The sequence below is a fragment of the Rubripirellula reticaptiva genome (genome assembly GCF_007860175.1).
Lineage (GTDB): Bacteria > Planctomycetota > Planctomycetia > Pirellulales > Pirellulaceae > Rubripirellula > Rubripirellula reticaptiva.
Genome location: NZ_SJPX01000005.1, coordinates 156083 through 168005, shown reverse-complemented (window position 1 = coordinate 168005; position 11923 = coordinate 156083). Strand labels below are relative to the sequence as shown.

The window sequence follows — 11923 nt, the reverse complement described above, 5'->3', positions numbered from 1 at the left end:
TTTTTGCGTATCCATATCATGCCGCATCCTCTAATCCCTTTGCCCGGCAACTTTCTAGCAATTTCGTACTCGAAAGTTGCGTTCAAAGGACCACTCAATGCAAGGCGTTGTCGTTTGTTGATCGTTCGCATCATGAATCGGTATGCACTGGACCTGCAACTACTGGCGCAAGACGCAGGTGGTGGTGCCGGTGCTGCTCCGGCGGGTGCGGCGCCGTCCGGCGGACCTGGTGATTTTCTGTCGCCGTTCCTTTTGCCTGCCGGGCTTCTGTTCCTGTTCTACTTCATCGTCATTGCACCGGAGCGCCGACGCAAATCGGACGAAGCAAAGTTGATGTCGGCGATCAAAAAGAACGACCGAGTCGTCACGATTGGCGGCATTCACGCGGTTGTCGCGGCGGTTTCACCTGACAGCGACGTGGTAACATTGCGAATCGACGAAAACGCCAACACACGAATCAAAGTCAACCGATCAGCGATTTCGCGGATCGTGACCGACAAAGAAACATCCGGCAAAGAAAACAATTCCGACCAATCCAAGGAAGACGGCTCGAACGCGAAATAGCAGCGTATGAGGTCTCCGCTGTGATGCGATTGACCTGACGCCGCGAAGGACACGACGAGCCCTCCCCCCACCGATCCCGATACAAGAAAACGATGGACTGCTCTTTCATGACCAATCTGGTCTCTGCCGACTCGGCCCTCAACTTTTTTAACTTGGCCCAAACGGATCCAGCTACGGCTGCTTCGGCTGCTCAGGATTTGGCAGCGTCGGCGGCAAGCAAAGCCGCCACCAGCGCTGCCGAGCAGGGCATTTCGTGGGAGCAGTACGGTGCCGTCGCGATCGCTTTGGCGGTTCTGATCTTACCATTTGTGATTGGCAACTATCTGGCCAAGTCGATCAAGATGCCGTCCTACGGCACTCGTTTCGGCTGGATTCTGTTGGCAATCATCGCCAGCGGAGTCGTGCTGGCGCGGTCGCGTCCAGGTTTGGGCGTTGACCTTCGCGGGGGCACGATCCTTGTCTACGAAATGGACCCGAATAAGTTGAATGCGGGCGGCGACGATGACATTCAGCAGATTACGTCGGAAGACTTGGTCGAGCCACTGACACGCCGAATCAACCCGTCGGGCACTCAAGAAATCGTGATCCGCCCCTACGGTGAATCGCAAATCGAAATCATTGTTCCCGAAGTCGATCAGCGTGAAGTTGACCGTATCAAGGGATTGGTCGAAGAAGCCGGTATTTTGCGTTTCGCGATCCTTGCCAATCAATCCGACCACCAACCACAAATCAATCTGGCAATGGAGCAGGCGGCGTCAAAAGAGCGCGCCGCTCGATTGGAAGAAGTCGTTCGCGATCCTGGACTCGACAACTCGGTCGTCGGCATCTGGGCGAACGTCGATCGCGAAAAGCAAGACGGCAAGCTTGGACCGCTGCGAGTTGACGTAGGCGACGCGATTTTGCGGAACCCTGACACGGGCGACATTCTGAATTTGCCAGCCCAATTGCGTGGTGAGAACGGTGCGGCAGCGATCGCTGCGTTCATTGACCAGCAAGGCATGTCGGGCATCGAAGCGCTGATGATTATTGATCCTTTGATCGACATCACTGGCGAAGACCTAGCGTTTGCGGCCAGTACCTTTGACGAAAAGGGTTCGCCTGCCGTCGCGTTCAATCTGACCGATTCGGGATCCAACCGATTCTTCGTGTTGACAACCAACAACGCACCGATCGGTCAACGGACTCGCCGTTTGGGCATCGTGCTGGATGATAACTTGTTGTCGGCACCAAGCATCCAGTCGCCGATCCGCAAGGAAGGTCGCATCACGGGCAAGTTCACTCGCCAAGAAGTCGAATCGCTGGTTCAGATCTTGAAGGCGGGGCAGTTGCCTGCCGCACTGACAAAGAAACCGATTGCTGAAAATCAAATCGACGCAACGCTTGGTAAGGACACGATCACTAAGGGCGTCTGGGCGATTTCGGCATCGCTGATTCTGGTTTTGATCTTCATCCTGGTTTATTACCGTTTTGCAGGCGTGGTCGCATGCATCGCGTTGGTCATGAACTTGGGAATGATCTTGGCAACGATGGTGTTGATCAACCAACCGTTGACCCTGCCTGGTTTAGCCGGTTTGGTTTTGACGGTCGGTATGTCGGTTGACGCGAACGTGCTGATTTTTGAACGGATCCGCGAAGAACTGAAAAAGGGCGCTGCCGCTCGGATGGCAATTCGAAATGGTTTCGCCAAGGCGACTGTCACGATTGTCGATGCTAACTTGACGACGTTGATCACCGCGATCGTGTTGTATGCGATTGGTACGGATCAAATTCGCGGTTTTGCTGTGACTCTGATCTTGGGCATCGTGTTCTCGATGTTCACTGCGATTTACGTTTCTCGAACCCTGTTCGACCTTGCCGAACGCCGTGGCTTCCTGTCGCTGAGTATGTCGGACGGCGTGAACTCGCTTAAATCGTCGTTGTCGGGTGAAGCCGGGATCGATTTCATGGGCAAGGGCCGCTTCGCACTGGCTTGCTCGGCAATCCTCGTTTGCATCGGGCTGGCGTCACTGTTCGCTCGTGGCGAGAGTATTTTCGACATCGACTTTGCTGGTGGTTCGTCGGTCCAGTTCCGATTGGACACACCAACAAAGACGGATGAAGTTCGTAATATCGTGAAGCCTGAAATGGTGAAGGTCACCGATAAGGGTTCCGAAGACGTGCCCTACACCGTCAACGGTGTGACGATGGAAGGTGTCGCCGATCGAACGGTCTACAAAGTCGACTCGTCATTCGAAACGGTCGAAGAGTTGAAGGCGGCTGTCGCGAAAGCGTTCAAGGCGGCCGAAGGCGTCAAGCTGGTCACCTACAGCGTTTCGATCAGCCCCGGTGCTGCGAAGACCGGTACGGTAAAGCCTGCCGGCAATGAGAACAGCTTCTTCAAAGCTTCCGACGACAACGGCGTCATGTTCGCGGTCGCTCGTGCACAAGACGAAGCTGAAACCGATGTCGCTGCACCTGCGGACGCAGCCGCTGATGAAACGGTTTACAACAGCAGTGCGATCATCGAGTTGGGTGTCGAAGGCGAAACCAATGGCGGACTGCTGAACGGTTCGACGTTGAAAGAGTCGCTGATTGCGGCAGCCAAAACGGCCGGCGTTTCGTTGGCCGAGCGGTCAATCGAACTCATTCCGATTGGCGAAGGCAGCGACGAGTGGTCAGCCGATTCGTCGTTGACGTTCCAGAAATGGCAAGTTGACATGCCGATCAACGCGGCTGACGCTGACAAGGTTCTTGAAACATTCAAGTCCACACTGGACGCCGATCCGGTTTGGATCAGCAGCAGCAGCGTGGGTGCTCGAGTCGCCGGTGACATGATCGGTCGAGCATTGGGTGCTCTGTTCGCCAGCTTGCTTTGCATCATCGGATACATCTGGTTCCGATTCCAACGAGTGATCTACGGATTCGCTGCTGTGGTTGCGTTGCTGCACGACGTGCTGATCACGCTCGGTGCGATCGCCATCAGCTATTGGTTGGCGGATGCACTCGGTTTCTTGCTGATTGACCCGTTCAAAATCAGTCTGACCGTTGTCGCTGCGATCTTGACGATCATCGGTTACTCGCTCAACGATACGATCGTGGTGTTTGACCGGATTCGTGAAACGAAGGGCAAGGCACCTCGACTGACCAGCGATATGATCAACACGTCGATCAATCAAACGCTCAGCCGAACGTTGCTGACTTCGTTGACCACGTTCATCGTGGTCATTCTGTTGTACTGGTTCGGTGGTGACGGGATTCACGCGTTCGCGTTCTCGTTAGTCGTCGGTGTGATCGTCGGTACTTACAGTTCCGTTTTCGTGGCCAGCCCGATCTTGTTGTGGTTGGTTGAGCGAAGCGAAAAGAAAGCGTTGGCTGCTTAATCACGTACGGACGTAAGTTCGGAACGTCACTCTCCCACTGGGAGAGTCGGACGCTGGGAGAGTCGGGCGCTGCAGCGGCCGGAGAGGGTTTTGCACGCGGCCCTCGCCGACCGCTGCAGCGTCCGACCCTCACGCGAGCGGAAGAGTGAATTTTTGCTTGTAAATGCCGAGTAATTTGGGCGGATTCAAGAAGATGACGCGACCGAAAATCTTTCTCACTCGCGAGCTTCCACCCGAATCGATGGCGATTCTTCGCCAGCAATCGGATCTGACCTTCAATCCCGATGATCGGGTTTTGACCAAGGCCGAGATCATTGCTGGTGTTCAGGATGTCGACGGTTTGCTGTGTTTGCTGACCGATCTGATCGACGACGAAATCCTGGCCGCAAATTCGAATTTAAAGGTCGTGGCCAACTTTGCTGTCGGGTTCAACAACATTGATGTCGACGCTGCCACGGATCGCAAGATCTTGGTCACCAACACGCCAGGCGTATTGACTGACACGACTGCCGACATGGCGTTCGCGTTGTTGCTTTCTGCGGCGCGACGGGTGGTCGAGGGCGACCAATTTGTGCGAGCCGGGAATTGGCATGGTTGGGGACCGTTGCAGTTCCTTGGCAACGATGTCAGCGGCAGCACGCTAGGTTTGATCGGGTTCGGTCGGATTGCGCAAGCGGTTGCTCGCCGGGCACGCGGTTTCGACATGAAGATCGTCTACTGGAACCGAACGCGTCTGTCGCCCGAGCAAGAATCGAGTCTGGGTGTTGTCTACGCAGAAATGGACGAAGTGCTGCGACAATCGGATTATGTGTCTGTCCACGTAGCGCTCAACGACGAGACGAAGCACTTGATTGGTGCTCGCGAGTTGTCTTTGATGAAGCCGATTGCCACGATCGTCAACACCGCACGTGGCCCGATCATTGACGAGGCTGCTTTGGTCGCGGCACTTCAAGACGGGACGATTGCGTCCGCCGGTTTGGACGTTTACGAACGCGAACCGGAACTTCATCCGGATCTGTACCAGATGCCCAACGCCGTCATCGCGCCGCACCTTGGCAGCGCCACGATCGGCACACGGACGAAAATGGGCAACATGGCCGCCGAGAACTGCTTGGCAGCCTGCCGAGGCGAAGTGCCGCCCAATCTGGTTAACCCGGAATCGATTGGCTGATTAGCGATTCGCGGATTGCTGTGGTCGGCCACCAGTCGCCCCCTCGGATCAGTTACAGTGCGGTTGTTTCGCTACCATTCCGCATTGAAAGAACCATAGGTTGGATGTGACGATCACCAGAGCAGATGACCGAGTGATGGATTTGGGGAAACTGTTTCCCGCTGATCGTTTCGTTTGCGATGCGGCGTCTCGGTCGGCGTTCGAATCGGATGGACTGGCTGCGTTTCGTGCTAAGCCGTTGGCGGTGGTCATCCCTGAAACGGCTGACGAGATTGTTGCGGCAGTTCGGTGGTGTTTCGAAAACGACGTTCCGTTTGTGGCACGCGGTTCGGGGACCAGTCTGTCGGGCGGCTCGCTGCCGGTCGCCGATGGGATCGTGATCGCGCTGAACCGAATGAACCGGATTCTGGACTTGAACCCGGATGCGCGGACGGCAGTGGTCGAGCCCGGCGTGATCAACTTGAAAGTATCACAGGCCGCTGATCCGTACGGGCTGTACTTTGCCCCCGATCCGTCCAGCCAAACGGTGTGCACGATCGGCGGCAACGTCGCATTCAATGCCGGCGGTGCCCATTGCTTGAAATACGGGATGACGTCGAACCATGTTTTGGGCATGAAGGTGGTCACGGCGGCTGGCGAAGTCGTGACGATGGGCGGCGCAAGTACCGAGTCGATTGGGCCGGACTATACGGGGCTGTTCTGTGGCAGCGAGGGGCTGTTCGGGATCGCACTTGAGATCACGTTGCGGCTGTTGCCCAAGCCCGAAATGTTCCACACGGTTTTGATCGGATACGATTCGCTGCGTGCGGCCGGCGACGCAGTCTCGGCAGTGATTGAATCGGGTTTGTTGCCAGGCGCGATCGAGATCATGGACGCAGTGTCGATCGAGGCCGCCGAAGCGGCGGTGAAGTGTAACTATCCAACCGGCGCCGCAGCGGTTCTGATCGTCGAACTGGAAGGCCCTAAAGAACGAATCGCTTTCGAACGCGAGCTGCTTCAGCGTGTCATCACGGCCACTTCGCCAGTCGTGCAAATGATCGCCAAGGATCACGAGCAGCGGATGGGGATTTGGAAAGGACGCAAGAGTGTCTTTTCGGCAGTCGGTCGGTTGAGTCCTGATTTTCTGGTGCAAGACGGCGTGGTCCCGCGTAATCGGTTGGGCGAGGCGCTTGTGGCGATCGAGAAACTGTCGGTCGACAGTGGCATTCGAATCGCCAACGTTTTTCATGCTGGCGATGGAAACTTGCACCCGCTGATCATGTTCGACGGCAACATCGACGGGATGTTGCATCGCGCCGAAGCGGTCGCAGCGGATTTGTCGCAACTGTGCATTTCAATGGGGGGATCGATCACCGGCGAACACGGCGTGGGAATGGAGAAGCGAGACTTCTTGGCGAAAATGTATGACGCCAACACCGTTGAGATGTTCGATCGACTGCGGCGAGCGTTTGATCCAAAGTTGATTTCGAATCCCGGCAAAATGTTTCCCGGCCCCGAAGCACCGTCGCTGGGGATGGCTGGGCTACATCCGCTCGAAAAGGCGGGGGTGATCCAACGTGAATGATTCGATTCTAAGACCGGCAAATGAAGCCGAATTGGTGGACGCGATTCGTGGGCACCAACAAATCACGCCGTGCGGAAATATGACCAAGCCTGCGATGTCAACGATGACTCGTGACGGTGACACGACTCGCGTTTCGTTGTCGGCGATGTCGGGCGTGATCGAGTACGAGCCGTCGGAGTTCACGTTTACGGCACTAGCTGGAACGCGGATTGACGAGATCAACGCGGTGCTTGCCGGTCGCAATCAGTACTTGCCGTTTGACCCGATGTTGGTTCAGGCTGGCGCGACTATCGGTGGCACGGTGGCGGCTGGGTTGTCGGGGGCAGGGCGGTTTCGGTTTGGCGGGCTGCGTGACTTCATCATTGGTTGCTCGTTTGTTTCGGGCGATGGCAAGATGATCCGCAGCGGCGGCAAGGTCGTTAAGAACGCAGCCGGATTTGACATTCCGAAGTTGATGGTCGGCAGCCTCGGTCGGCTTGGCGTGATGACCGAGTTGACGTTCAAGGTCTTTCCCAAGCCCGCGTCGACGCTGACGTTGGTGGTGAATTGCCAGTCAAGCGACAATTTGAATCGGCGAATCAGCGAAGCGGCCGCCAGCCAGTGGGAGTTCGACGCGATCGATTCGCGGAGGAATGAATTCAATCTTTACTTGCGACTTGCTGGGCCGCCGCAAGTCAATCAAGCGATCGCAGCGCAGGTCTCGGGGCGCTGGGGCGATGATGTTCGCGAGTTAGATTCGAGTGATTCGTTTTGGCAGAGCGTGACGGAGCTCACGTTCGCCGGTGACCGTTCGCACGTTGTAAAAGTGCCGGCATCGTCGCAGTCGCTTTGCGATTTCGATCATCATGCCAGCGCCGCAGACAACATCGTCTGGGTTGCCACCGACGACATCGCGTTTTTGAGTGAGCGTCTGACAAAACTTGCATTGACCGGGCTGGTCGTTCGAGGCGACTGGAATCAAGCGATCATCGGCAAAATCTATCAGTCGCAGTTATCGCGGAATATCAAAGCGGCCATGGATCCTCTGAACCGATTCGGCGAATAACAATGCTTCACAAAATCAATCCTGACCAACATGGTGCGTGCGGACCGGACATGATTTCGGCGGTCAGCACCTGCGTTCACTGCGGGTTCTGTTTGGCGGCTTGTCCGACGTATCAGGAAATCGGCCAAGAAGCTGCATCGCCGCGTGGCCGTATCGTCTTGATGAAAGAAGTCTTGGAGGGCACGTTGTCGATCGACGAGGCGACGCCGCATCTCGATTCGTGTTTGGGTTGTTTGGCTTGCGAGCCGGCTTGTCCGTCGGGCGTGTCGTACCGCGAATTGATCAGTCCCTTTCGTGCGTTGATTGAGCCTAAGCGATCGCGAACGTGGGGCGACCGTTTCCGTCGCACGGTGGCTCAGTTGACGCTTCCGTATCCTGGGCGTTTTCGAATTGCCGCGATGTCGGGGAAGCTGGTCAAGCCGTTTGCCAGTGTGTTGCCGAATTCGCTGCGCGTGATGTTGGACTTGCTGCCCGTTCGGTTGCCGCCCAAACAAGCATGGGCATCCGTGAATCCTGCGGTTGGGACTCGGCGTGGGCGAGTAGCCTTGTTGATCGGGTGTGCGCAAAGCGTCTTGGATCCCGACATCAACACAGCGACGATTGACGTGTTGACTCGTAACGGTGTCGAAGTCGTCGTGCCGAAGAAACAAACTTGCTGCGGTGCGCTTTCGTGGCATGTCGGAAACCATGCGGCGGCGCAGAATTTTGCCCGCCAAAACTTGGCTGCATTTCCAGACGATGTTGATGCGATCGTGACCAATGCTGCCGGTTGTGGCAGCGGAATGCACGAGTACCCGGTGATCTTGAAGGGGACATCAGATCACGATCGCGCGAGTTCGTTTCGCGATCGCGTCGTTGACGTGTCGAAGTACTTGGCCGAGTTAGGTGACTTGGTGCCCGTTGCGGATACGAACCAGCCGATTCGCGTCGCCTACCACGATGCATGTCACTTGGCCAATGCGCAGGGGGTTCGTAGCGAGCCGCGTCAATTGTTGAGGATGGTTCCCGGTTTGCAGTTGGTCGAAATCGCCGACGGACATTTGTGCTGCGGGTCGGCAGGAACTTACAACATCGACCAGCCCGAAGTGGCCGCGTCGCTGGGACAACAGAAAGCGGCCAGCGTGATTGCCACAGACGCCGCAGTCGTTGCAACTGGCAATATCGGCTGCATGACCCAGTTGTCGGTCCACTTGAAACAAGCAGGTTCGAAAATCCAGGTCAAGCACACCATGCAAGTGCTCAGCGACGCGTATGGCAGATCAGACGGGCGTTAGTGGTCCGAGTCAGCTTTGTTTTCGGGTAGGGCTGATTCCCGCCGGCCGCTCGAATCAACGGGTTGGCCGGTGGGAACCGGCCCTAATTTGACTGGCGAGAAAGCAGCAGGTTGTCGATTTTTTGCGGGGCCGATCGTTGTGTCCGGGGCTTGTTAATGGGGGCGATCGCCTCGCAAAATGCGTTGAACTATCGCTTTTTTGTGGGTGTGTTAGAGTTCGGCACAATCTTTGTCGAACTTCCTTTTGCCCCCTAGCCCGATGCTCAACTTTTTTCGCCAACAATCTGGTTCCATCAAGAACGACGTGCTGTCAGGCGTAACTGTCGCCCTGGCTCTCGTCCCCGAAGCGATCGCGTTCGCGTTTGTTGCCGGCGTTTCTCCTCTGATTGGACTGTACTCGGCGTTTTTTCTGGGGCTGATCACTGCTGTGGTTGGCGGTCGGCCTGGCATGATTTCCGGTGCCACTGGTGCGATGGCCGTAGTGGTCGTTTCACTGGTTGCGACGTATGGCGTTGAGTACCTGTTCCCGACGGTAATTCTTTGTGGATTGTTTCAGATTGCGATCGGCATTGGCCGGCTCGGCAAACTGATCCGCATGGTTCCTCACTCGGTCATGTTAGGTTTCGTCAACGGTCTAGCGATCGTGATTGGATTGGCCCAGCTTGGCAGTTTCAAAACGCTGTCCGACGATGGCAATTTGGTGTTCCTGTCCGGCACTCGTTTGGGACTGATGTTGGCTCTGGTTGCACTGACAATGGCGATCATCGCGTGGTTGCCAAAACTGACGAAGGCCATTCCTGCGTCACTTGCTGCGATTTTGACGATCACGATGATTTCGATCGCCGTCAATCGCGGTGTCGAACCGGGCCAACCCAATATGTTGGCAACTGTTGGCGACATGCTGCGAACCAACACCAAGGCCAAGTCAATCGCGGATGCTCGAGCTGACTTGGCAGTTCTGACTAACGAAAATGAAAACGATGATGATGCATTGGCGTTAAACGCCAGCCTTGTCAGCGCAGGTGCAGCGAGCTCGATCGAATCAACACCCGAGATCAAAGCGGCGTCCGACAGGGTGGCTGCGGCGATCGCATCGACCGATGGCGAAGAGTCTGGCATCAGCGGCGGGCTGCCGCGGTTGTTCTTTCTGGACTTCGACATGGTGCCGATGAATTTCGAAACATTGCGAATCATTCTGCCATTCGCAGTCGTGCTGTGCGGCGTCGGTTTGATCGAGTCGTTGATGACATTGACGTTGATCGACGAGATCACTGAAACGCGTGGTCAGGGCAATCGTGAGTGCATTGGCCAGGGCGTTGCAAACATGACTTGCGGCTTGTTCGGGGGCATGGGCGGATGTGCGATGATTGGCCAGTCGCTGATCAACGTGAACTCGGGTGGACGCGGACGCTTGTCGGGTGTCACCGCATCGATTTGCCTGTTGTTGTTTGTCTTGTTTTTGGCGCCGTGGATTGAACAGATCCCGATGGCGGCTTTGGTTGGCGTGATGTTCATGGTTGTGATCGGCACATTCGAGTGGGCGTCGCTGAAGATGTTCCGCCGGATGCCAACCAGCGACATGTTGGTGATGGTTTTGGTCGCCGGCTATACGGTTTTCATGCACGACTTGGCCACCGCCGTGATCTTGGGTGTGATCGTGTCGGCTCTTGTATTCGCTTGGCAGCACGCGACTCACATTGGTGCCGATTCCAAACTGAACGAATTTGGCAGCAAGATTTATCAACTGCACGGGCCGCTGTTCTTTGCTTCGGTGACATCGTTCAAAGAAATGTTCGACGTCGCCAACGATCCCGACGACGTCGTGATCGACTTTTACTACACCCGCGTCTACGACCAATCTGGACTGGAAGCGATCAACGGGCTTGCCGAAAAGTACCAGGCCGCAGGCAAACGCCTGCACCTGACTCACCTTAGCGCCGAGTGTCGCGAATTGCTGGATAACGCAGGCGATTTGGTTGAGATTAACGTTTCCGAAGATCCGCAGTACCACATCGCCTCGGACCGTTTAGCGTAAGATGCTGGGATGTTTACGGGGATGTCTACGGGGATTTTCGTAGACTAAATCAGTGCCAACACTCGGATCACGATGAGCAACCTTTCTGTACTGTTCGAAGACAACCACTTGCTGGTCGTCAACAAGCCCGCGGGCATCGCGACAATGGGTGCCGAGCCGGGGATGCCGACGGTACACGAGATGGCTTGCGATTACGTTCGCATCAAGTACCAGAAGCCTGGCAAGGTCTTCATCGGCGTCGTCAGCCGCTTGGATTTGATGACGACGGGCACATTGGTGCTGGCGCGAACGAGCAAGTCGGCGTCGCGACTGACGCCGCAATTTGCGGACAAGTCAGGCGGTGGTGCTGGCAAAATCTATCTGGCAATTGTTGAGGGCTTGTTTGGCGTCGATAACGAAATCGAAGGTGACCAGGGATTTCTTGTCGATCACGTTCGCAAGGATGAACCGGCCAAGCGAATGCGAGTCGTGCCGGATGGTCGGGATACTCAAGAAGCCGCGTTGCGGTACATCGTGCTGGGGCGAACCGAGCAAGCCACGGTGATGGCGATTCAGTTGATCAGTGGTCGCAAGCACCAGATCCGAGTCCAGTTTGCCGATCGAGGATTTCCGGTTCTGGGCGACGTCAAGTATGGCGGACGTCGCGGATTCGCGCCGGGCATTGCGCTGCATAGTTGGCGTTTGAAGGTCGATCATCCGACTTTAAAAAACACGATGGAGTTCGTCTCGCCAGTTCCCGATTCGTGGGACCCGTGGGCGGGAATCCTGGGGAAGCCCGAGACTTTGTGGAAACGCGTCAAACGAAGCTTCGAGATCGACGAATAGTCGCTCGGGCCGTTAGCCGTGCGAGATCGATTAGGGGATTCGATCGCGGTCGGTGGTTCGTTGTGGAGTGCGCGCCTCGCATCTACA

8 protein-coding genes are annotated in these 11923 nt (G+C 56.2%); all 8 read left to right on the top strand.

Features of this window, described 5'->3' with window-relative positions; translation table 11 throughout:
• Nucleotides 1–18 precede the first annotated feature (18 nt).
• Nucleotides 19–564, top strand: coding sequence for a preprotein translocase subunit YajC (gene yajC, locus Poly59_RS21775; RefSeq protein WP_146536235.1), 546 nt, complete (start codon nt 19–21; stop codon nt 562–564).
• A gap of 107 nt (nt 565–671) precedes the next feature.
• Complete coding sequence (secD, locus tag Poly59_RS21770) at nt 672–3923, top strand: protein translocase subunit SecD (RefSeq protein WP_146536234.1); 3252 nt, start codon at nt 672–674, stop codon at nt 3921–3923.
• 193 nt (nt 3924–4116) lie between these two features.
• Entirely contained in the window at nt 4117–5094 is a 978-nt protein-coding gene (locus tag Poly59_RS21765) for a 2-hydroxyacid dehydrogenase (protein ID WP_146536233.1), read from the top strand.
• Nucleotides 5095–5200: 106 nt separating this feature from the next.
• Entirely contained in the window at nt 5201–6658 is a 1458-nt protein-coding gene (locus Poly59_RS21760; protein WP_246151845.1) for an FAD-binding oxidoreductase, read from the top strand.
• A complete protein-coding gene (locus tag Poly59_RS21755; RefSeq protein ID WP_146536232.1) occupies nt 6651–7703 on the top strand; it encodes an FAD-binding protein in 1053 nt (350 codons plus the stop codon). The genes Poly59_RS21760 and Poly59_RS21755 overlap by 8 nt, the downstream gene beginning before the upstream one ends.
• 2 nt (nt 7704–7705) lie before the next feature.
• Nucleotides 7706–8977, top strand: coding sequence for a (Fe-S)-binding protein (locus tag Poly59_RS21750; protein ID WP_146536231.1), 1272 nt, complete (start codon nt 7706–7708; stop codon nt 8975–8977).
• Nucleotides 8978–9235: 258 nt separating this feature from the next.
• The gene (locus Poly59_RS21745) at nt 9236–11011 is read left to right on the top strand and encodes a SulP family inorganic anion transporter (RefSeq protein WP_146536230.1); all 1776 of its coding nucleotides are present in this window, start codon (nt 9236–9238) and stop codon (nt 11009–11011) included.
• 72 nt (nt 11012–11083) lie between these two features.
• Nucleotides 11084–11836, top strand: a complete 753-nt coding sequence (locus tag Poly59_RS21740) for an RluA family pseudouridine synthase (protein ID WP_146536229.1) — start codon at nt 11084–11086, stop codon at nt 11834–11836.
• Nucleotides 11837–11923 lie beyond the last annotated feature (87 nt).

Bases quoted from the DNA above. Each gene is read 5' to 3' on its own strand.
- yajC (WP_146536235.1), top strand. From the start codon at position 19: ATGCCGCATCCTCTAATCCCTTTGCCCGGCAACTTTCTAGCAATTTCG.
- secD (WP_146536234.1), top strand. From the start codon at position 672: ATGACCAATCTGGTCTCTGCCGACTCGGCCCTCAACTTTTTTAACTTG.
- Poly59_RS21765 (WP_146536233.1), top strand. From the start codon at position 4,117: ATGACGCGACCGAAAATCTTTCTCACTCGCGAGCTTCCACCCGAATCG.
- Poly59_RS21750 (WP_146536231.1), top strand. From the start codon at position 7,706: ATGCTTCACAAAATCAATCCTGACCAACATGGTGCGTGCGGACCGGAC.
- Poly59_RS21745 (WP_146536230.1), top strand. From the start codon at position 9,236: ATGCTCAACTTTTTTCGCCAACAATCTGGTTCCATCAAGAACGACGTG.
- Poly59_RS21740 (WP_146536229.1), top strand. From the start codon at position 11,084: ATGAGCAACCTTTCTGTACTGTTCGAAGACAACCACTTGCTGGTCGTC.